Origin of the sequence: Bradyrhizobium sp. Y36 (assembly GCF_002531575.1) — a bacterium.
Taxonomy (GTDB): Bacteria; Pseudomonadota; Alphaproteobacteria; order Rhizobiales; family Xanthobacteraceae; genus Bradyrhizobium.
Genome location: NZ_NWTI01000001.1, coordinates 376,288 through 397,983, shown reverse-complemented (window position 1 = coordinate 397,983; position 21,696 = coordinate 376,288). Strand labels below are relative to the sequence as shown.

The window sequence follows — 21,696 nt, the reverse complement described above, 5'->3', positions numbered from 1 at the left end:
CAGCTTTGCGACAGCAAACGGCAGCTACCATATGCTGTTGAGATGACTTTTGAACGCCTCTGGAACCTTGATCGATGACGCTGGGCTCTGACGTTTCCGGCATGACGACCACCGCGGGCAATGCCGCCGCGAAGGGATTGTCGATCGTCGTCCCCGTCTACAACGAGGCGGCGGGCCTCGCCGCCCTGCATCAGCGCATCTGCGAACTCGCCAAGACCGTGCGGGAGCGCTATCGCCTCGCTTGCGAAGTCGTCTATGTCGACGACGGCAGCAAGGACGCGACGCTGGCGATCGCGCGCAGCCTGCCGGCCGACGCGATCGACGTCCAGGTGGTGTCGCTGTCGCGCAATTTCGGCAAGGAGGCGGCGCTGATGGCCGGCCTCGACCATGCCCGGCTCGGCGCCGTCATGTTCATGGACGGCGACGGCCAGCATCCGCCGGCCCTGATCGAGCAGCTGGTGCGGCACTGGATCGATGACGGCTATGACGTCGTCTATACCGCCAAGGCGCATCGCGACAACGAGAGCTTCCTCCGCCGGCTGTCGGTGCACGGCTTCTACGCGCTGATCAACTGGGGCGCCCGCCAGAAGATTCCGGAAGACGCCGGCGACTTCCGCCTGCTGTCGCCGCGCGCGGTCTCGGCGCTTCGGCAACTGCCGGAGCGCAACCGCTTCTTCAAGGGCCTCGCCAGCTGGATCGGCTTCCGCCAGATCCGCGTCGATTACGAGCCCGCGGCGCGCGCCCATGGCGTCACCACCTTCAACGCCGCAAGCCTGCTCGGCCTGTCGATCGAGGGCCTGACGTCGTTTTCGGTGGCGCCCTTGCGCTTCGCCAGCCTGCTCGGCGTCATCCTCGCCGGCGGCGCCTTCCTGTTCGGCCTTTCGATCCTCTGGGAAGTGTTCACCACCGGCAAGCAGGTGCCCGGCTATCCCTCGCTCGTGATCGGCCTGATGACGATCGGCGGCGTGCAGCTCATCATGATCGGCATCGTCGGCGAATATATCGGCAAGATCCTGTCCGAGCTGAAGGCGCGCCCGATCTACTTCGTCGCCGAGCACAGCGAAAAGCACTACGAGGCCGGCCAAGCCGAGGACGCCGCGAAGCGGACGGCGGCCGAATGAGCGCGGCCGCGGACCTGCGGCGGATCTGGCTCTGCGCCGACGATTACGGCATCAGCCCGGGCGTCAACCGCGCCATCCGCGATCTGATCGAACGCGGCCGCCTCAACGCCACGTCGGTGATGATGGTGGGACCTGCGATCGCGCGCGGCGACGTCGAGGCGCTTGAGGCGTCGGCAAAGCAAAGCCCGCGCTGCGCGATCGGCCTGCATGTGACGCTGTCGGCGCCGTTCCGTCCCCTCACCATGCATTTCCGCCCGCTCGACGGCGACATGTTCATGCCGTTTCCGAAGCTTCTGCGCGCCGGATTGATGCGCCGGCTCGACCGCGAGTTCTTCCGCAACGAGGTGAAGGCGCAGCTCGCGGCCTTCATGGACGCGTTCGGCCGCGCGCCCGACTTCGTCGACGGCCATCAGCATGTGCAGCTCTATCCGCAGGTGCGCGACGGCTTTGTCGATGCGATCGTCGAGGCTGCGCCGAATGCCTGGGTCCGTCAGGGCGGCCGCGATCTGCCGCTGAGGCGGCGACTGGCCTCGCCGAAGGCGCTGGTGCTCGACAGTCTCAGCGCGCAATTCCGCCGCCGCGCCGGCCGCGCCGGCCTGAGCTTCAATCCCGCCTTTGCCGGCGCCTATGACTTCACGCGCGCAGGCGATTACGGCGTGCTGATGCGGCACTTCCTCGAAAGCCTCCCCGACGGCGGCCTCGTGATGTGCCACCCCGGCTTCGTCGACGACGTCCTCGCCGGCCTCGACCCGATGACGGATGTCCGCGAGCGCGAGCACGCCTATCTCTCCGGCGAAGCCTTCGCGCACCTGCTCGCGGACAGTCGCGTCACGCTGGGGTGAAACCGGCGGACAACAAGCCGCGGGGCAGCTTGTCGCATACAGAAATTTAATCCGGCCGGCACTGTTGGGGCCACAATGGAACCCTACATCTGCTGCGCGCTTGGTTTGGCGCGAAGGAGACAGATCATGACGCCGCAGGAACGCCAGCTCGTCGACGACCTTTTCGACCGGCTTTCGAAGCTGGAAAACGCACCGCGCGATCCCGATGCGATCGCCGCGATCTCCGACGGCCTGCGCAAGGCGCCCGGCGCGGTCTATGCGCTGGTGCAGACCACGCTGTTGCAGGACGAAGCGCTCAAGCGTGCCCATAACCGCATCCAGGAGCTGGAAGCGGCCCACGCGCCCGAGCAGGCGCAGTCCGGCGGCTTCCTCGACACCATGCGCGACACGCTGTTCGGGGGAGGCCCCTCGCGCGGCTCGGTTCCGAACGTGCCGCCCCGTGATCAACGGCCGGTCTGGAACACCGGTCAGGCGATGCCGCAGGCCCAGCCGGGCTACGGCGCGCCGCCTTACGGACAGGCTTACGGTCAAGGCCCCGGTCAGGGTTATGGCGCTCCGCCGGTCGGCGGTGGCGGCGGCTCGTTCCTCGGCACGGCCGCGGCCGCTGCGGCCGGCGTCGTCGGCGGCTCCCTGTTGCTCTCGAGCATCCGCGGCATGATGGGCGGATCGCACCAGCAGGCTTTCGGCGACACCAATTCCCTCGGCGGCGATCGCAGTGCTGGTGGAAGTCCTTGGGGCGGCAGCGACCAGTCCGGCGGCTCGCTCGCGCGCGATGCCGGCCTGAACGACATCGGCTCGAATCGCGATTCCCGCCAGGGCTTCCTCGACCAGGCGTCGAACGACCACGACAACAACGATCAGAACTACGGCGACGATCGCGGCGACAACACGGACATGGCCGACGACAGCGATTTCGGCGGCGACGACGATGGCGGCAGCGATTACGCGTGAGGTTGCCGTGTAGCACCACGAACAAAAGCGGCCGCCCTTGAGGCGGCCGTTTTCATCTTGAGCAGCTCCGGCTCTCTTGCGGGAGAAGGTCGCACGCGGGGGTCTCTGTTCGCGAGCGCAGTATCGCAGGGTGGGCAAAGCGACAGCGTGCCCACGTTGCCGTATCGTAGAGGACGTGGGCACGGCGCAAGGGCGCCTTTGCCCACCCTACGATTCCGAACGAGGGTGAGGAGACCTCACATCACCACGACCTTGGTGCCGACATTGACGCGGCCGTAGAGGTCGATGACGTCCTCGTTGCGCATGCGGATGCAGCCGGAGGAGACGTTGGTGCCGATGGTCCAGGGCTCGTTGGAGCCGTGGATGCGGTAGAGCGTCGATCCCAGATACATCGCGCGAGCGCCGAGCGGATTTTCAGGACCACCTTCCATGTGCCGGGGCAGATCGGGCCGGCGCGCGAGCATTTCGGCCGGCGGCGTCCAGTCCGGCCATTCGCGCTTGGCCGTGATCGACTTCACGCCGGACCAGGTGAAGCCGGGACGGCCGACGCCGATGCCGTAGCGCATCGCCCTGCCGTTGCCCTCGACGAGATAGAGGAACTTGTTCGGGGTATCGACCACGATCGTTCCGGCGCTTTCCTTGCCGCTATAGTCAACAGATTGTTTCTCGAATCTCGGATCGAACGGGCGCTGCCGCGGATCGACCGCCTCCTGCTGGAGGCCTGCGCCCTGATATCCACCCTGCATCTGCGGCTCGCCCATCGGCGGCAGGCGGCGCTGGTCGTAATAGCCGGGCTGCTGCTGATACACCGGCCGCTCGGGCGCGTAGGCCGGGCCGCGGCCGGGACCGTCGCCGAACAGGAACTCGATGAAGCCGCCGCCCATGTTCGAATTGGAGGCGACGCGCACCGGCGCCGGCGGCACCTGCGGCTGGTAGAGCACCGCAGGCGGATCATTCGGCACCGAATTGTCGAAGGCACCAGCACCGCTCGTGCCGGCAATGAAGGTGCAAGCGCTGCCGAGCAGCGCGACAGACATTTTCTTGAACATCGACGTACTCTGTACTGTTTCGTCTAGATCACATGCGTCGTGGAGAGCTGGTGGCTGATCCGCGCCCTGCGACGTGGTCAATAAAAAGCAAAAGCCGTTTTGTTTGGTAAACGGATCGGGCGTTTGGATTCACCACGTCGCGAGCGCAGCGGCAATTTGGCGATCAGCGTTTATTTTCGATGAACGCGGCGCGGCCATGGTTAATCGCTTGTTTGCACGCCGTCGCGCCACGCCGCACGACAGTTCCGGCTGTGAACTTCGTGTTAAATCGCTTCTGCCTAAAAAGACGCGTGAGTGAGGTGGGGGGAGTATCCTGATGGCTGTTCACCGCAAACGTTTTCGCGTCGAGGATATCGTTAGTGGCGAGATGCCGATTATCGACGTGACCGAAGAGGTCGGCCCGATGCACAGCGAGATCATGGCCGAGTTGCGCGCGATCCGCGCCCAGATGGCGAAGGGCGTCGTGGCGGCTCCGCTGTCCGGCAGCGCGGCCATGGCAGCGATCGACGCCTCGACAGCCCATGAGCTCGCCGAAGCGCGAAACATGCTCGAGACGTACCGGGCGCAGATCGAGCAGTGCGAAAAGCTCAAGGTCGAGCTCGACCTCATCCACGACGCCATCGACCGCACCAAGCGCGAGATCGCGACCCTGCACGGCAAGAGCTTCGACGGCGGCGAGATGGCCAAGGTCAATGGCGAGCTCGGCGCGGTGGTCGGCGGCACCGAGCAGGCGACCCAGCAAATCCTCGAAGCCGCGGAATCGATCGACCAGGCCGCCAGCGCGATGTCCAAGGTGGATTCGGTCGATCAGCAGAAGCGCCTCGCCGACGACATCCAGGAACGCGTCATCTCGATCTTCGAAGCCTGCAACTTCCAGGACCTGACCGGTCAGCGCATCAGCAAGGTCATGGCCACGATGAAGTTCATCGAGCAGCATATCAACTCGATGATGGACATCTGGGGCGGCGTCGACGCGATCAAGGCCCACGTCGTTCCGCAGGCCGACAATCGCAGCGAGGACGAGAAGCTCCTCAACGGTCCGAAGCTCAGCGGCGACGTCGGCCACGCCTCGCAGGACGACATCGACGCGCTGTTCGACTGAGCGGACGCATACGGAGAAAAACAAAACGCCGGCCCCGGGCCGGCGTTTTTCGTTTTGGACCATCCCCTCCGCTGTCACGCCCGGCTTGACCGGGCGATCCAGTATTCCAGAGACGGTCGTGATTCAATCGAGAGGCCGCGGCGTACTGGATGCCCCGCCTTCGCGGGGCATGACGGAGGCGCGAGATCACGCCCTGGGCGCGCAGCGGACGTAGACCATGTTGCCGTAGCGGGTGGCGGCGTCCTTGTCGATGAAGCGGGTGATCAGCACGCGGCCGTCGAAGGACACGATCTCGCGGTCCTGCTCGCCGGGGGTCGGACCCGCGGGCCCGATGTAGTTCTTGCCGCTCGGCGAGCCCTTCAGCCGCAGCTCCTGGGGCGTTGCCTGGTCGGCCAGATGCATGATCACCCCGCCGGAGGAGCCGGCGGTGATCACGTAGGGATTCTTGCACTGAGCCCTTGCGGCCGCCTCGGTGCGGGCGCGGTCGGCCGGGTTCTGGAACGAGGCGAGGCCCCAGCGGCCGACGATCTCGTCGGCGCGAATGGTCGCAGGCATTTCCGGGGCAACGCCCGGCTCGGCATCGGGCGGCGGCGAGGACGACGAGAAGGACGGCAGGCTCATGCCGCCGCCGCAGGCGCCCAGCAGCAGCGCCAGACAAGAGGCGGCCGCCAGATTGGCAACCGTGCGCGCGTGAGCCGAACTGATCATGGCATTCCCCCGAACAAGACCATGGCCGCACCCCTCCCGCAGCCAAGCGCAAAACCGCTGCCGGAGCAATGACGTCCTTTGATACGTCGGCGCCCCGAACAAAGTTTCCAATGCCACCATCCTATATCCGCCTCACCAATCGCTTAACCACCTTTGCTTGACAGGATCGCGGCCAAGCCATATTTCCGGGCCCACTATTAGCACTCGGAAAGCCCGATTGCTAAGGGCGCCGTTCGATCCTCTGGACAGGGGGTGGACGGAAGCGCCGCCCCACCCACTTTCCACTACTTCCGAAGCGAGCCTCCAAAGGGAAACGTCATGGCTAAATCCAAATTTCGTCCGCTGCATGACCGTGTCGTGGTCAAACGTATCGACGCCGAGGAAAAGACCAAGGGCGGCATCATCATTCCGGACACCGCCAAGGAAAAGCCGTCCCAGGGCGAAATCGTCGCCGTCGGCCCCGGCGGCCGCGACGAGGCCGGCAAGCTGGTCCCGATCGACCTCAAGGTCGGCGACCGCGTGCTGTTCGGCAAGTGGTCGGGCACCGAGGTCAAGATCGACAACGAAGATCTCCTGATCATGAAGGAGTCGGACATCATGGGCGTTCTGGCCTAAGGCCGTCCGCCTGAACGGCCGCTGAATGCGCCGCTGTCATGCCCGGGCTCGACCCGGGCATCCATCCTTCCTCATAAGATGGATTGCCGGGTCAAGCCCGGCAATGACGGAGAGAGTGCCGGACAGCACAAACAAGACACAGCACGAAACACGAGGGATTGCAGACCATGGCTGCCAAGGACGTCAAGTTTTCCGGAGACGCGCGCGATCGCATGCTGCGCGGCGTCGACATTCTCGCCAACGCCGTCAAGGTGACGCTCGGCCCGAAGGGCCGCAACGTCGTCATCGAGAAGTCGTTCGGCGCGCCCCGCATCACCAAGGACGGCGTCACCGTCGCCAAGGAGATCGAGCTCGAGGACAAGTTCGAGAACATGGGCGCCCAGATGGTGCGTGAGGTCGCCTCCAAGACCAACGACCTCGCCGGCGACGGCACCACCACCGCGACCGTGCTGGCCCAGGCCATCGTGCGCGAAGGCGCCAAGGCGGTTGCCGCCGGCATGAACCCGATGGACCTCAAGCGCGGCATCGACAGCGCGGTTGCGGCCGTCGTCAAGGACATCGAGAAGCGCGCCAAGCCGGTCGCCGCCTCCTCCGAGGTCGCCCAGGTCGGCACCATCTCGGCCAACGGCGATGCCGCGATCGGCAAGATGATCGCCCAGGCGATGCAGAAGGTCGGCAATGAGGGCGTCATCACCGTCGAGGAAAACAAGTCGCTCGACACCGAAGTCGACATCGTCGAGGGCATGAAGTTCGACCGTGGCTATCTCAGCCCCTACTTCGTCACCAACCCCGAGAAGATGACCGCCGAGCTCGAGGACGCCTACATCCTCCTGCACGAGAAGAAGCTCTCGGGCCTGCAGGCCATGCTGCCCGTGCTCGAAGCCGTGGTGCAGTCGGGCAAGCCGCTCGTCATCATCGCCGAGGACGTCGAGGGCGAGGCGCTGGCCACCCTGGTCGTCAACCGGCTCCGTGGCGGCCTGAAGGTGGCCGCGGTGAAGGCGCCGGGCTTCGGCGATCGCCGCAAGGCCATGCTCGAGGACCTCGCGATCCTCACCGGCGGCCAGCTCATTTCCGAAGACCTCGGCATGAAGCTCGAGAACGTCACGGTGAAGATGCTGGGCCGCGCCGGCAAGGTCGTGATCGACAAGGAAAACACCACGATCGTCAAGGGCGCCGGCAAGAAGCCGGAGATCGAGGCCCGCGTCGGCCAGATCAAGGCCCAGATCGAGGAAACCACCTCGGACTACGACCGTGAGAAGCTCCAGGAGCGCCTCGCCAAGCTCGCCGGCGGCGTCGCGGTGATCCGCGTCGGCGGCGCCACCGAGATCGAGGTCAAGGAGAAGAAGGACCGCGTCGAGGACGCGCTCAACGCCACCCGCGCCGCGGTGCAGGAAGGCATCGTCCCCGGCGGCGGCGTCGCGCTGCTCCGCGCCAAGAAGGCGGTGGGCCGTCTCACCCACGCCAATGCCGACGTCCAGGCCGGCATCAACATCGTGCTGAAGGCGCTGGAAGCCCCGATCCGCCAGATCTCCGAGAACGCCGGCGTGGAAGGTTCGATCGTGGTCGGCAAGATCCTGGAGAACAAGTCCGAGACCTTCGGCTTCGACGCCCAGAACGAGGACTATGTCGACATGGTCGAGAAGGGCATCATCGACCCCGCCAAGGTGGTGCGCACCGCGCTCCAGGACGCCTCCTCCGTGGCCGGCCTGCTGGTCACCACCGAGGCCATGGTCGCCGAGACGCCGAAGAAGGAAGCCCCGCCCGCCATGCCCGCCGGCGGCGGCATGGGCGGCTTCTGAGCCCATCCTCAACCGATACGATCGCGAAGGCCGCCTCCGGGCGGCCTTCTTTTTTGCCGACGATGGGCGCCGCTTTCCGATTCAATCCACCGCCAAAACCCACTACGGTGGCGCCGATTCTATTGCATGATCTTTTCGGAAAGCCGCTTCACACTTTTCCGGATCATGCTCATTGCTCGAGGATTTCGTCGATGCGCACGCTCTTGGTTTGTTCGACAGCCCTGTTAGCGGCTCTGCTTGCGGTTGAGCCAGAGGTCGCCTCCGCCCAGATGAAGCTGTCGCCCAAGGCCACGGCGCCCGGTGGCGTGGAGACGCGCTATTTCACCTCGATCGACGGGCTGATGGACGGCAATGCCGACGTGATCCTGAAGGAGACGCGCCAGGGCAAGACGGTCACCGCCGCGACGCTCGACGTCTGCTATCCGATCGCCAAGAACTCCGACCGCAAGGACCGCTTCGTCGTCAACCTTCAGGTCGCGGGCCAGAACCTGACGGGCACGACGCAGAGCATCGGTGAGAAGGCGCCCGTCAGCGTCAAGCTGCTGCGCAAGCCGAGCGGCGACACCTTCGAGTTCCGCGGCCAGATCAGCATCGGCCAGGTGGTGACCGAGGTGACCTCGCCCGACAATTCCGATCTCAGCGAGAAGGAATTCCAGGACAACCAGACCTCCGACGACGGCATCACGCCGCAGCCGAAGGATTTCACCGACGTCTCGCCGGAGGCGATCGCGGTCAAGGTCAAGCTCGATGCGGCGACCGACTTCCTGAAGGGCCTGAGGGGCCAGGAGGTCGAGGTGACGCTGGCGAGCCTCACCGTCGGCTGTGACGCGCTGCGCGCAGGCGAGCAGACCATCAACATGTCGGTCGATCCCGAGCGTGCCGGCGCGCTGCTGGCGAAATTCAAGGCGATGCCCGGCGTCACCGCCGCCGGCTGGACCGCGGGCATGACCGAGATGGACCGTACCATCCGCTTCGCCGCGGCCGACTGGCGCGAGGGCGACAAGATCAACCGCACCAAGCTCGCGACCACTGTCGCGAACGTCCTGAGCCGGACGCTTGCGGCAAAGCCGGTCTCGCAAAACTTCAACCCCGCCACGGGCAAGCTCAAGCTGGTCTTCAAGCGCCCGAACCAGGATTTTCCGGCGCTCGAGCTGACCGACACGATCGAGGTCACGGGGCTCGTCTCGCCTGACAAGCCGGGCGCGACCGACAAGCTCATGCTCTGGATCGGCAGCCCCGCGACGACGACCGCCGACGAGAGCAGCGGCGCCAGGCTCAATCTCTCCGACGACGCCTCGGTCGACGAGGAAGGCGACCAGCCCGACGACAACGGCTCGATCGAGGCCCTCGCCAAGGAGCTCAAAGCTCAGCGCTGGGATGCCGACAAGTCGGTGTGGAAGTGACGAAGTCATTCCGGGGCGACGCGTCAGCGTTGAACCCGGAATCTCGAGATTCCGGGTTCGCGCTTCGCGCGCCCCGGAATGACCTGGCGATCAGTTCCCCGTCGTCCTGAAGCGCAGCGGCTTCGGGCCGATCAGCGTCAGCACGTCGCCCTGGCGCTTCCAGGTCTCGACGCTGGAGAGCGCCGCGACGAGATCGTCGTCGGCCTGCGCGCGTCCCGGCGGGCAGTTGCGGTCCTGGATCTGGCCGGGGACGAAGATCACGGTGTTGCCGGCGACCGAGAACTGGCCCTTGCCGCCCTTGCACCAGAGCTCCAGCAGGACCTCGCCGTGGTCGCCGATCTCGATGTTCGGAATCCGCTTGGAGCCTGCTTGCGGCAACGCTTCCAGCGTCATCTCGGTGCCGAACGGAAAACCATCCTCGGCACGCGCGCCAATGGACATCGCGAGCATTGCAACCGCCGCACACACCAACCGCTTGAGCGAAACCATGAGACCTCTCGTCCAGCCTGAATTGCCGCACCTTCTATAAGACGGCGACGCCATTGAGAAGGTTCGCGCAACGTAGACGCAAAAATCCCCGCGGGGCGACCCCCGCGGGGATTGGCGTCGAAGCCGGAACGCGGCCCGTTACTTCAGGACCATCGCCGTGAACGGATAGACATAGGCCTGCAACGTCACGAGCACACCGACGAGGCAGGCCAGCACGATCGAGTGCCAGAACACGAAGCGCAGGATGGTGCCCTCGTGGCCGTACCAGTTGGTGGCGGTCGAGGCGACGACGATCGACTGCGCGTCGATCATCTTGCCCATCACGCCGCCGGACGAGTTCGCCGCCGCCATCAGCACCGGCGACAGGCCGAGCTGTTCGGAGGTGATCTTCTGCAGGTTTCCGAACAGCACGTTGGAGGCGGTGTCCGATCCCGTCAGTGCGACGCCGAGCCAGCCGAGCAGCGTGCCGAAGAAGGGATACAGCACGCCGGTGGCGGCAAAGGCGAGACCGAGCGTCGCGTCGACGCCGGACAGGCGCGTCAAGGTGCCGATCGCGAGCATCGCCGAGATCGTGATCAGCGAGATCGCGCACAGCCGGATGGTGCGACCGTACTCGGTGAGGAGCCTGCCGGGGCCGACGCCCATCAGGACACCGGAGATGATCGCCGCGATCAGCATGCCCGTGCCGGTGAAGGACAGGTAAGTGAAGCTGAACACCGCAGCCTCCTTGGTCGGCCCTGGCGCGACCGGCGGCATCTTGTTGATCATCTGGTGCAGCTCGGGCACCGGATAGTTCCAGGTGAAGATCGAGTTCGCCCAGGTCTTGAAGCCGCCATTGCCCCAGATCAGCATCACGATGCAGACGATGATCCACGGCAGCAGAGCGCTGAACACCTCGCTCTGGGTCAGCGGCGTCTTGTCCAGCGGCTTTGCCGCCGCCATGGTGGCTGCCGATTCATCATTGCCCCGCAGCGCCGGCGACAGCCACAATTGCCTGGGCTGCCAGACCTTCAGGAACAGGATCAGCGCCCCCATCGAGATCAGTGACGCGCCGATGTCGACGATCCAGGGATTGATGTAGTTCGAGATCACGAATTGCGGGACCGCGAACGAAATGCCGGTGACGAGAATCGCCGGCCAGACGTCCTTCATGCCCTTCCAGCCCGCGAAAGCCCACACCACCCAGAACGGCACGATCAGCGAGAAGAACGGCAATTGCCGGCCGACCATCGCGCCCAGGATGTAGGGATCGAGCCCGGTGACCGAGGCAAGGCCCTGGATCGGCGTGCCGAGCGCGCCATAGGCGACCGGCGCGGTGTTGGCGATCAGCGACAGGCCGGAGGCCGCGAGCGGCGAGAAGCCGAGGCCGATCAGCACGGCGCCGGTGATCGCGACTGGCGTGCCGAAGCCCGAGGCGCCCTCGAAAAATGCGCCGAAGGAGAACGCGATCAGCAGCAATTGCAGCCGGCGGTCCTCGGTCACGCCGCCGATGGCGCGCTTGAGCAATTCGAAGCGTCCCGTGCTCACCGTCACCTGGTAGAGGAAGATGACGTTGAGGACGATCCACCCGATCGGGAAGAAGCCGGTGACGATGCCCAGCACCGAGGCGCGGATCGACATGTTCGCCGGCATGGTGAAGACGAAGATCGTGATCAAATTGGCCACGATCACGGCGATGATGGCCGCGATATGCGCCTGGACGCGGCCGCTCGCGATCAGGACCAGCAGCGTGACGACGGGCACTGCCGCGGCAATCGTCGACAGCACCGGGCTGTGCAGCGGATCATAGACTTGATTCCACATGGTCTTCCTCCCCCACGCATGTTTGCGGCAGACGGCCCGCGTGGAGAGCCGATCCTGCTTGACGCTGGAAGCGATAACCCCCGAGCTGGACGCGAATTCCTCGCGAATGCGGCGGTTCCCGTCCCGCTCACAAGGTCGCGAAATCCCTGGTCACCCCACCCCGCGCCGTCGAACCCCATGCTAGGGTTGCAAGCTGCGACAAGCCAACGCAAATTGCACACCTTGCGACTTTAGTCTAAGCGCGCCCATTTCCGCCATTGCCTCAGGTCGTTGGCTCCAGGCATTTGTGCACACCCCTCCAGGAGACCCAGCTCTGTGAAGAACATCAGCGCCACGCTCGCGATCGTCTGGCGAATCGCGATCCCCTATTTCCGGTCGGAGGACAAATGGGTCGGCCGCGGCCTGCTCGCCGTCGTCGTCGCCATGGAGCTGGTGCTGGTCGCGATCAACGTGCTCCTCAATCAATGGCAGAACCGGTTCTACAGCGCGCTGCAGGCCTACGACCTGCCCGAGTTCATCAAGGAGGTCTGGATCTTCCTCGGCCTTGCCTTCACCTTCGTCGCACTGGCCGTCTACAAGCTCTATTTGAACCAGTGGCTCCAGATCCGCTGGCGGCAATGGCTGACGCAACATTATCTCGGCGAATGGCTCGAGGGCGCCACGCATTACCGCATGCAGCTCAAGGGCGACGCCGCCGACAATCCGGACCAGCGCATCACCGAGGACGTCAAAACGTTCGTCGAGCAGACGCTGACCATCGGCCTTGGCCTGCTGTCCTCGGTCGTGACGCTGGCCTCGTTCGTCGTCATCCTCTGGGGCCTGTCCTACAAGGCCCCCCTGTACATTTACGGCACCGATATCGTCGTCCCCGGCTTCCTGGTCTGGTGTGCGGTGGCCTATGCGATCGTCGGCACCGCGCTGACGCACTGGATCGGCGCCCCGCTCATCAACCTGAATTTCGAGCAGCAACGCTATGAGGCCGATTTCCGCTTCAACCTGATCCGCGTGCGCGAGAATTCCGAGCAGATCGCCCTACTGAAGGGCGAGCGCGCCGAGCGTGGGCGTCTGCTGCAGCGCTTCGGCTTCGTCATCGGCAATTGGTACGGGATCATGAGCCGGACCAAGCGCCTGACCGCCTTCACGGCGAGCTACGGTCAGGCCGCAACGATCTTTCCCTATGTGGTGGTGGCGCCCGCCTACTTTGCCAAGCGGATCCAGCTCGGCGACATGATGCAGACCGGCTCGGCATTCGGCAGCGTGCAGGACGCGCTGTCCTTCTTCGTCACCGCCTATCGCTCGCTCGCCGAATGGCGCTCGGTCATTGCCCGTCTCGACGGCTTCGAGATGTCGGTCCGCTCCGCCGCTCACGGCGCGGCGCTCGAGCCGACCATCGAGGTGGCGCCGTCCACGGGCAAGGCCATCACGCTCGAGCATTTGCTGGTCAAACTGCCGAACGGCGCACCTCTGGTCGCAGCCGATGCCTTCACGATCCAGCCGTCGGAGCGGGTGCTGGTGACCGGCCCCTCGGGCTCCGGCAAGTCGACCCTGTTCCGGGCGATCGCGGGCGTCTGGCCGTTCGGCACCGGCACGGTCGCCATTCCAGCGGCGTCGAAGCTGATGATGCTGCCGCAGCGGCCGTATTTCCCGATCGGCCCGCTCGGCGACGCCGTCATCTACCCGGCCGAGCACGGCTCCATTCCGCCGGAGAAGATCCGCGACGCGCTGACGGCCGTCGGCATGCCGCGCCTGGCGGAGCGGCTCGACGAGGACGGTCACTGGAACCGGACATTGTCGCTCGGTGAGCAGCAGCGCCTTGGGCTGGCCCGCGCACTGCTGCACGTGCCGGACTATCTGTTCCTCGACGAGGCGACGGCCTCGCTGGATGAGCCGTCCGAGGACCGCCTCTATCGGCTGCTGACGGAGAAGCTGCCCCAGGCCACCATCGTCTCGATCGGTCACCGCTCGACGCTCGACGCCTTCCATACCCGCAAGGTGTCGCTGGTGAAGGACGACGAGATCCACGTCCTCGGCAAAGCCGGCGAGCCAGCCCCGGAGCCGAGCGCCGCGCGCTGAGATGCAGGCGGGCGGGAGGCCCCCAGGCTCGTCATTGCCCCAAAGCAAAAGGGCGGCAGGTTGCCCTGCCGCCCTCTGAGATGGTCTCGGAACGAGATTTACTTCAGGTTGGTCATCGCCGTCAGGTCGAACGAGAGCTTGGCGATGCCGGCCGCGCCGCACCAGTTGGAGCCGACGCCAGTCGGGTTGATGCTGCTGAAGCTGCCGTTCGCGACGGCCGTGTAGTCGCTGGTGAACGCGTTGCAGTTCGCCTTCGACAGGTCGGTGTCGGAGTAACGCAGATCGAGCGTGAAGACCTTGTAGGTGAAGCCGATGCCGATATTCCAGGTGTTGTAGTCGGCATACTTGATGCCGTTCGGGAACGGACCGGCGAAGCCCGGCGCGGCAATGCCGGTGCCGTAGAACGAGTCGGAGGTGCCGAGGAACTGGCGACCGAACTCACCCGACACATACATGCCGACGCCGCTGGAGCCGAAGGTCGTGCTCGGCGCCGTCCACTTGGCGGTGATCGACACGTAGTCGCCCCACGCACCCGAGTTCAGGAAGCTCGGCGTGTAGTACTCGTTGAGGCCGACGCTCCAGTTGTCGTTGATGGTGTAGTTCACCTTGCCGTAGACTTCGAAGAAGCTGACGTCCTTCTTCATCACGTTGCCGTTGAGCAGCGCGTTCGCGGCGCACTGCGCGCTGAGCGGGTTGCCGGCGGTGTCGGTCGGCGCGCCGTAATAGCAGGTCCCACCCGGATACAGGTAACCCCAGACGCCGATATCGAAAGCGAACGCACCGAAGGTCGGGCGGATACCGCCGTAGATGTCGATCTCGGCCGCGGCGCGGTTCGGGAAGGAGATGCTCTCACCGGCCACGCCGACATAGAGCTGGAGGTCTTTGTTGACGTTGAAGCGCGGCTCGAAATAGGCGGAGACAGACGGCTTGTGGTTCGACTGGGTGATACCGCGGAAGATGTAGTCGCTCATGACCGCGCCGCCGAAGGCGATGTCCCAGGGGTCGAAGGCGGGCGGCGGCGGGGCCTTCAATGCCTTCACGCGCAAATCCGCCGCAAAAGCCGAACCCGTCGTCACCATTGCCAGCGCCGTTGCCAACAAAGCTACTTTCTTCATCTCGATCCCCATCGCCAGTTCTTGCCAAGTCTGTTGCCAAGTCGGATCCCGGAAGCCCCCCGGAGCAAACGACCCATGTGCAAAATTACGTTACTGCGACAATCTGGATTGAGGGATGTGGGCCGTGAAGCAAAAATCACGGGCAACTGCCGACTTTTTGGGCGTTTTGGCGATTCCACGAAAGGTTGTCGGGCTGTGTGTCTTCTTGATCACATGATCCGCATCCCAAAGTGCACGGCGGGACCGTGCAAGTACGGGGAAGATCACCAGCGTGGCAACCGGGGCACGAATCAAACGGGTGCCGGAAAGGACGGCTTCTGAACGTCCATATGGCGATGCAAAAAGGCCGCAGCGTCACCGCCGCGGCCTTGCTGTTGGAGATCGCGGTCGCTGGACGGGGCCTAGCCTTGCCCCTCGGCCGACGCCGGCTCCGCAGAAGACGAAGGCATCGCCCAACTCGTCTCGGCCGCCGGTTCGGGAGCTGGAGCTGCCGCCGGCGCTGACGGCTTCGGCGCGGGAGCTGCCTTCGCCTTCTTCGGTGCCGCCTTCTTCGCGGCCTTCTTCGGTGCAGCCCTCTTGCCCGCGGCCTTCTTTGCCGTCTTCTTGGCAGCCTTTTTCGGGCCGGCCTTCTTCCCAGATTTCTTGGCGGATTTCTTGGCTGCCTTCTTCGCGGACTTCTTGGCCGCCTTCTTCGTCGATTTCTTCGACTTCTTCGCGGTCTTCTTCGCCGCTACAACCTTCTTGGCCTTTTTGGCCTTCTTGCTTTTCTTCTTCTTCGCTTTCGCCATCGTGGTCCTCCTGTTGCCGCCGAACAATGGTCGATCGGGCGTCTTCAGTCGTCACCCCGGGGAGGACAGTTCAGGCTCTGAAAGCTCAAACTTGCGCGTTCAGTGCCGGCCGCGACCCGCCCGTAGCCCAATCGAGAAGCTCAATCGTGTGTACGACCGGAACTGACGTGCCACTGGCAATCTGCACCATGCAGCCGATATTGCCCGCGGCAATCATGTCCGGCTTGACGCTTGCGATGTTGGCGATCTTGCGATCGCGCAACCGACCCGCAAGCTCGGGCTGGAGAATGTTGTAGGTCCCCGCCGAGCCGCAACACAAATGGCTCTCGGGCACATCTTTCACCACGAATCCATTCTTGGAAAGCAATTCTTTCGGAAGCCCCGTGATTTTCTGTCCGTGCTGCAACGAACATGCGGAGTGATAGGCGACGACGATGTTGTCTTGCCGTGCCGTCGTCTCCAATCCGAGGCCGGCGACGTATTCGGTGATGTCCTTGGCGAGCGCGGACACCTTCGCCGCATCGGCGGCGAAGGCTTGATCCTCGCGCAACAGATAGCCGTAGTCCTTGATCACGGTGCCGCAGCCGGACGTCGTCACCAGGATGGCGTCGAGCCCTTCTCCGGCGGCCTCCTTCTGCCAAGCCGTGACGTTGGCGCGGGCCCGGGCCAACGCATCTTCGTCATGCCCGAGGTGATGGGTCAGCGCGCCGCAACACTGCTCGTCCCTGACAAGCACGACCTCGATGCCGTGGCGGGTGAGCAGACTGATGGCGGCCTGGTTGATGCGCGGCGCCAGCACCTGCTGGGCGCAGCCCTGCAGCAGCGCGACCCGGCCGCGCTTCTTGCCGAGCGCTGCGAACACGCTGCCCGGAAGCGGCCCCGGTGACGGCAGCCGCTGCGGGGCCAGCGCCAGCATCGCCTTGATGCGCTGGATCAGGCCGGGCGTGGCCGACGGCCGCGGCGTCGGCAGGAATACGGCGAGCGGACGGGCCAGCCGCGCCAGCACCATGCTGATACGAAAACGCTGCGGGTTCGGCAGGACGAAGGCCAGCACCTGGCGCAGCAGCCGCTCGGCAAGAGGCCGCTGATAGCGCTGCTCGATCCTGACCCGGGCCTGGTCGACGAGATGCATGTAGTTCACGCCGGAGGGGCAAGTCGTCATGCAGGACAGGCACGACAGGCAGCGGTCGACGTGCTTGACCACCTCGGCCGTCGGGGTCTGGTCCTTCTCCAGCATCTCCTTGATCAGATAGATGCGGCCGCGCGGGCTATCGAGCTCGTCGCCGAGCAGCACGTAGGTCGGACAGGTTGCGGTGCAGAAGCCGCAATGGACGCAGGCACGCAGGATCTTGTCGGCTTCCGCGATATCGGGGTCGGCGAGCTGCGCGAGTGAGAATTCGGTCTTCATGCCGTAGCGCCTCGGCTCAAGCGTCCCCGGTTGAGAACGGTCTTCGGATCGAAGCTGGCGCGCACCCGCTCGCTCAGGGCGGCGATGCCCGGCGCCTGCGGATGGAACACGTCGACGTCGCGCCTGATATCTTCGGCCGCCCGGATCAGCATCGCATGTCCCCCGACCGCATTGGCGCGCGCGCGCACCGCCGGACCATGCGCATCGGCCTTCGGCGGCAATGCGGCCCAGATCAATCCGCCGCCCCAATCGTAGATCACATCGCCCCCCGTCTCGCGCGCCAATTGCGTGCCGAGCGCCGCGCCCGAGGCCGGCGGGCAGACGATCCGCCACACCTGCCAGGCGCCGAGCGCCCCATCGGCCGCGAACGGCAGCACGTCGCGGATCGTGGCCCACAGCGCTGCAGATGCCGCGTCCTCGATCAGGGTTGCGGTTCCGAACGGCGCCAGCAATTCGCTCAGCGAGCCCGCGCGATGGGTGGCGGAGGCCGTGATGCCCTCGAGCCGGAGCGCGGTCAGCGCCTCGCCCTCGCCTGCAAGATCGCCAAGCCCCTCGGTCTTGGCCCGCAACGCCTGATGCGGCAGATGCGCCGCGCCGGAGACGTCGAAGGGCGAGCCGAGCGCCGCGGTCATCGCCTTGTTGGCGGCGGCATCATCGAGCCCGCGCAGCAGCAGCGTCCGCTCGGCCTCGGGCTTCGGCATCACCTTGAGCGTGACCTCGGTCATCACCGACAGCGTGCCCCAGGACCCCGCCAGCAGCTTGCAGAGGTCGTAGCCGGTGACGTTCTTCACCACCTTGCCGCCGGTCTTGAAGCTGTCGCCGAAGCCGGAGACGGCGTGTGCCCCGAGCAGATGGTCGCGCGCTCCGCCCGCCCGGATCCGCCGCGGGCCGGCGAGCCCGGCTGCGATCATGCCGCCGATGGTGCCTCGCGCGGGCGTGCCGAGCAGCGGCGCGGTGTCCATCGGTTCGAAGGCGAATTGCTGGTTCTTGGCGTCGATCAACGACAGCACGTCGGCCAGCGGCGCACCGGCCTGGAGGGTGACGATCAGCTCGTTGGGCTCGTAGGCGGTGACCGCATTGAGCGCGGAGAGGTCGAGCACGGCGTTGGTCGCCATGGCATGGCCGATGCCGCGCTTGCTGCCATGCCCGATAATCTCGAGCGGCTGCTCGTTGGCAATCGCCGCGCGCACCACTTCTTCGACGTCTTTGGCGTCTCTGACTTTAAGCGTATCCACGGGTGAGCCGGTATCCAAGTTTGGAACGGAAAGCAAATTTGAGGCGGAGCGGTCGCGTCAAAACCGCGGAATGTCCGGAAACGCCAGCTTCCCGGCATGCACATGCATGCGGCCGAGCTCGGCGCAGCGGTGCAGGGTCGGAAATACTTTTCCGGGATTGAGCAGGCCCTGCGCGTCGAAGGCGCATTTGAGCCGCTGCTGCTGGTTGAGATCGATCTCGGTGAACATCTCCGGCATCAGGTCGCGCTTTTCGATGCCGACGCCGTGCTCGCCGGTGAGCACGCCGCCGAACTCGACGCAGGCACGCAGGATGTCGGCGCCGAAGGCTTCGGCCCGCTCGATCTCGCCGGGCTTGTTGGCATCGTACAGGATCAGCGGGTGCAGATTGCCGTCGCCGGCGTGGAACACGTTGGCGCAGCCGAGCTGGTATTTTTCGCCGAGCTCGCGGATGCGCGCCAGCGCCTTCGGCAGCGCGCCGCGGGGAATCGTGCCGTCCATGCAGAGGTAGTCGGGCGAGATGCGCCCCACCGCCGGGAACGCGGCCTTGCGGCCGGCCCAGAACAAATTGCGCTCGGCCTCGGAATTGGAGATCTGCAGCGTCACCGAGCCGCAGCCTCGTGCGATGGTCTCGACGCGCGCGATCAGCTCGTCGACCTCGATCTTGGGACCGTCGAGCTCGATGATGAGCAGCGCCTCGACGTCCAGCGGATAGCCGGCATGGACAAAGGCCTCCGCGGCATGGATCGCGGGCTTGTCCATCATCTCCATGCCGCCGGGAATGATGCCGGCGCCGATGATGCGCGCCACGCATTCGCCGGCGGCCTCGACCTCGGCGAAGCCGACCATCAGCGCGCGCGCCGTCTCGGGCTTCTGCAGGATGCGGACCGTGACCTCGGTGATGACGCCGAGCAGGCCTTCGGAGCCGGTGATGACGCCCATCAGGTCGTAGCCCGGGTTCTCGCACCCCTTGCCGCCGATGCGCAGGATCTCGCCGCTCATCAGCACGATCTCGCAACCGAGCACGTTGTTGGTGGTCATGCCGTATTTCAGGCAATGCACGCCGCCGGAATTCTCAGCCACATTGCCGCCGATCGAGCAGGCGATCTGCGAGGACGGGTCGGGCGCGTAATAGAAGCCGGCATGGGCGACCGCCTGGCTGATGGCGAGATTGGTGACGCCGGGCTCGGTGACGACGACGCGGTTGTCGAAATCGATCTCGCGGATGCGCTTGAACTTGCCGAGACCCAGCAGCACGCCGTCTTCGAGCGGCAGGGCCCCGCCGGAAAGCGAGGTGCCGGAACCGCGCGGCACCACCTTGATGTTCTGCCCTGCACAATATTTCAGAACGAGCGAGACCTGCTCGGTGGTGTCAGGCAGCACCACGACCATCGGCGGCTGCCGATAAGCTGTCAGTCCGTCGGACTCATAGGCCCGCATCTCCGCCGGCGTATCGATCACCCCCTCGCCCGGCACGATCGCGCGCAGCGCAGCAATAATTTCGGCGCGCCGCGCGAGCACGGCCTGGTCGCTCGCAGGCATCATAATGGCCATGATCTATCCTTCCGGCTCACGCCGCACGGTCAATTTGTCTCGGCAAATCAATCACGTCCGCGCCTGTTTGGGTAGGCCATCCGAAAGTCGAAGCGACGATCTCGCGCCAGTTCGCTCTGGGACAAGTCGGAAATCATGAAACCTGTCATGGTTTGGTGGCTTGTCCAAGCCGAGCAGGCCTGCCAAAACCGGCAGGTCGGGCGATTGCCGATCCGGCAAAAGACTGACCAGCCCAGACCCACCAGGGAAGAGACGAAGAGCACCCGATGAAAAAACTGATTTTTGGCGCACTGACGATCCTCACCGCGATTGCCACCGCACCCGCCGCGATGGCGCAGGATGCCGCGGCCGGCAAGACGTCGTTCAACAAATGCCTGGCCTGCCACGCGATCGGCGAAGGCGCCAAGAACAAGGTCGGCCCCGAGCTCAACGGCCTCAACGGCCGCAAGTCGGGCTCGGTCGAGGGCTATAGCTACTCGGACGCGAACAAGAATTCCGGCATCACCTGGAACGAGGCCGTGTTCAAGGAATACATCAAGGACCCCAAGGCCAAGATCCCCGGTACCAAGATGGCGTTCGCCGGCATCAAGAACGAGACCGAGATCAACAATCTCTGGACCTATGTCTCCCAGTTCGACAAGGACGGGAAGATCAAGCAGTAAGCCTGCCACGCGATCACCGCCGCAGCTTCGGTTCCGATCAATCGGGACCAAAGCTGCGGCTTTTTTGTTGTGACGCGTTTCGACACGGCGTCATTGCGAGCGCAGCGACTTGTCCGCCGAAGCCTTGGCGAAGGCGGAAGCAATCCAGAATCTTTCCGCGGAAGGGCTCTGGATTGCTTCGTCGCCAGCGCAAAACTGCTTCGCAATTGTGTCGCGGGCTCCTCGCAATGACGGAGGATGACGTGGCCTGCTTCTCCAAGCGACGCTGTCATGCCCCGGCTTGACCGGGGCATCCAGTACGCCGCGGCGTCTCGGTTCAATCACAACCGCCTCTGGAATACTGGATCGCCCGGTTAAACCGGGCGATGACACCGAATGTGTGGTGGCAAACATGCGTTCGCGGCCTCGCGGCTTGTTTCGCCCGAGCTTTGCTTCATCTTTCGCCCTCTCAATCCAAGAGGGCACAGGGAAGGCCGGGTGCCCACCTCGCACCCGCGGTCCGCTGCGCTAGAGCACACGCAGAAAGAACCGCACAGCAGCATACAGGTGTGGCCGATCACTCGGCCTTCCCTGCGCGGTGGTCGGACGGCTTATGCCGTGCTCTCCCGGGAGCCGAACTTTCCTTCTGGCCTCCCTCACCCCTGCGAATTTGGATGATGCAGTCCGCCCGGTTGGGCTCGCTCGCAGCTCCGCAAGAGCTTGACCGTAGCAACGACGGCCAGGACCACACGGTTTTGCCGTACGCGTTCAGCGCCGCTCGTCTGCACGCGGGGGTTCGGGCTCACAGGGACTACCCGCCCTGCCCGTCCCATCTCGTGCCGTCGCTGCCGCGTCCACCGCAAGCCCGGCTCGCGATCAAGACGACGACGAGATCGCCCCTCTTGGTGAGCCGGGATGAGCGATGGATACGACAAAACCGAATTTCGGTAAAGTGGAATATTTTTGAGCGAATGGATTGACAGCGGGCGACACAGGCGCGGTG

General features: G+C 65.0%; 18 protein-coding genes. 9 read left to right on the top strand and 9 right to left on the bottom strand.

The window, feature by feature from the left end:
- The first annotated feature begins 74 nt into the window (after nt 1–74).
- The 3 genes from CO669_RS01880 (at nt 75) to CO669_RS01870 (ending at nt 2,914) form a co-directional block, all read left to right on the top strand.
- Nucleotides 75–1,121, top strand: a complete 1,047-nt coding sequence (locus tag CO669_RS01880) for a glycosyltransferase family 2 protein (protein ID WP_097657495.1) — start codon at nt 75–77, stop codon at nt 1,119–1,121.
- The gene (locus CO669_RS01875) at nt 1,118–1,963 is read left to right on the top strand and encodes a ChbG/HpnK family deacetylase (RefSeq protein WP_097657494.1); all 846 of its coding nucleotides are present in this window, start codon (nt 1,118–1,120) and stop codon (nt 1,961–1,963) included. Before CO669_RS01880 ends, CO669_RS01875 begins: the two co-directional genes overlap by 4 nt.
- A gap of 126 nt (nt 1,964–2,089) precedes the next feature.
- Nucleotides 2,090–2,914 (top strand): DUF2076 domain-containing protein, encoded by an 825-nt coding sequence (locus CO669_RS01870; protein WP_097657493.1) that lies wholly within the window; start codon nt 2,090–2,092, stop codon nt 2,912–2,914.
- Nucleotides 2,915–3,150: 236 nt separating this feature from the next.
- Here CO669_RS01870 and CO669_RS01865 read toward each other — a convergent pair whose 3' ends face one another.
- Nucleotides 3,151–3,963, bottom strand: a complete 813-nt coding sequence (locus CO669_RS01865; RefSeq protein ID WP_097657492.1) for a L,D-transpeptidase — start codon at nt 3,961–3,963, stop codon at nt 3,151–3,153.
- A 316-nt stretch (nt 3,964–4,279) separates the two neighbouring features.
- Here CO669_RS01865 and CO669_RS01860 point away from each other — a divergent pair, with 316 nt between their 5' ends.
- Complete coding sequence (locus tag CO669_RS01860) at nt 4,280–5,065, top strand: protein phosphatase CheZ (RefSeq protein WP_097657491.1); 786 nt, start codon at nt 4,280–4,282, stop codon at nt 5,063–5,065.
- A 186-nt stretch (nt 5,066–5,251) separates the two neighbouring features.
- Here CO669_RS01860 and CO669_RS01855 read toward each other — a convergent pair whose 3' ends face one another.
- A complete protein-coding gene (locus CO669_RS01855; RefSeq protein WP_063197393.1) occupies nt 5,252–5,773 on the bottom strand; it encodes a hypothetical protein in 522 nt (173 codons plus the stop codon).
- Nucleotides 5,774–6,091: 318 nt separating this feature from the next.
- Between CO669_RS01855 and CO669_RS01850 the strand changes: the two genes are divergently transcribed.
- The 3 genes from CO669_RS01850 (at nt 6,092) to CO669_RS01840 (ending at nt 9,590) form a co-directional block, all read left to right on the top strand.
- The gene (locus tag CO669_RS01850; RefSeq protein WP_097657489.1) at nt 6,092–6,388 is read left to right on the top strand and encodes a co-chaperone GroES; all 297 of its coding nucleotides are present in this window, start codon (nt 6,092–6,094) and stop codon (nt 6,386–6,388) included.
- A gap of 167 nt (nt 6,389–6,555) precedes the next feature.
- Nucleotides 6,556–8,187, top strand: coding sequence for a chaperonin GroEL (gene groL / locus CO669_RS01845; RefSeq protein WP_097657488.1), 1,632 nt, complete (start codon nt 6,556–6,558; stop codon nt 8,185–8,187).
- Between the two features lie 191 nt (nt 8,188–8,378).
- Nucleotides 8,379–9,590: a hypothetical protein gene (locus tag CO669_RS01840; protein ID WP_198963764.1), complete on the top strand. Its 1,212-nt coding sequence runs from the start codon at nt 8,379–8,381 to the stop codon at nt 9,588–9,590.
- A gap of 90 nt (nt 9,591–9,680) precedes the next feature.
- Here the strand turns inward: CO669_RS01840 and CO669_RS01835 are convergent, their stop codons facing one another.
- The gene (locus CO669_RS01835) at nt 9,681–10,079 is read right to left on the bottom strand and encodes an META domain-containing protein (RefSeq protein ID WP_198963763.1); all 399 of its coding nucleotides are present in this window, start codon (nt 10,077–10,079) and stop codon (nt 9,681–9,683) included.
- A 138-nt stretch (nt 10,080–10,217) separates the two neighbouring features.
- The gene (locus CO669_RS01830) at nt 10,218–11,882 is read right to left on the bottom strand and encodes an L-lactate permease (RefSeq protein ID WP_097657485.1); all 1,665 of its coding nucleotides are present in this window, start codon (nt 11,880–11,882) and stop codon (nt 10,218–10,220) included.
- A gap of 315 nt (nt 11,883–12,197) precedes the next feature.
- Between CO669_RS01830 and CO669_RS01825 the strand changes: the two genes are divergently transcribed.
- Nucleotides 12,198–13,955 (top strand): ABC transporter ATP-binding protein/permease, encoded by a 1,758-nt coding sequence (locus tag CO669_RS01825; protein WP_097657484.1) that lies wholly within the window; start codon nt 12,198–12,200, stop codon nt 13,953–13,955.
- A 98-nt stretch (nt 13,956–14,053) separates the two neighbouring features.
- On the opposite strand, the gene CO669_RS01820 is transcribed toward CO669_RS01825, so the two are convergent.
- From CO669_RS01820 to CO669_RS01800, 5 genes are all read right to left on the bottom strand, one after another.
- Nucleotides 14,054–15,070 (bottom strand): TorF family putative porin, encoded by a 1,017-nt coding sequence (locus CO669_RS01820; protein WP_097657932.1) that lies wholly within the window; start codon nt 15,068–15,070, stop codon nt 14,054–14,056.
- A 401-nt stretch (nt 15,071–15,471) separates the two neighbouring features.
- The gene (locus CO669_RS01815; protein WP_097657483.1) at nt 15,472–15,858 is read right to left on the bottom strand and encodes a histone; all 387 of its coding nucleotides are present in this window, start codon (nt 15,856–15,858) and stop codon (nt 15,472–15,474) included.
- An 85-nt stretch (nt 15,859–15,943) separates the two neighbouring features.
- The gene (gene glcF, locus CO669_RS01810; protein ID WP_097657482.1) at nt 15,944–17,266 is read right to left on the bottom strand and encodes a glycolate oxidase subunit GlcF; all 1,323 of its coding nucleotides are present in this window, start codon (nt 17,264–17,266) and stop codon (nt 15,944–15,946) included.
- Nucleotides 17,263–18,501 (bottom strand): FAD-binding protein, encoded by a 1,239-nt coding sequence (locus tag CO669_RS01805; RefSeq protein ID WP_097657481.1) that lies wholly within the window; start codon nt 18,499–18,501, stop codon nt 17,263–17,265. Before CO669_RS01805 ends, glcF begins: the two co-directional genes overlap by 4 nt.
- A 57-nt stretch (nt 18,502–18,558) precedes the next feature.
- The gene (locus CO669_RS01800; protein ID WP_097657480.1) at nt 18,559–20,052 is read right to left on the bottom strand and encodes an FAD-linked oxidase C-terminal domain-containing protein; all 1,494 of its coding nucleotides are present in this window, start codon (nt 20,050–20,052) and stop codon (nt 18,559–18,561) included.
- A 266-nt stretch (nt 20,053–20,318) separates the two neighbouring features.
- Here CO669_RS01800 and cycA point away from each other — a divergent pair, with 266 nt between their 5' ends.
- Nucleotides 20,319–20,714 carry a cytochrome c-550 CycA gene (gene cycA, locus CO669_RS01795; RefSeq protein ID WP_097657479.1) on the top strand — a complete coding sequence of 132 codons (396 nt, stop codon included), beginning with the start codon at nt 20,319–20,321 and terminating at the stop codon, nt 20,712–20,714.
- Nucleotides 20,715–21,696 lie beyond the last annotated feature (982 nt).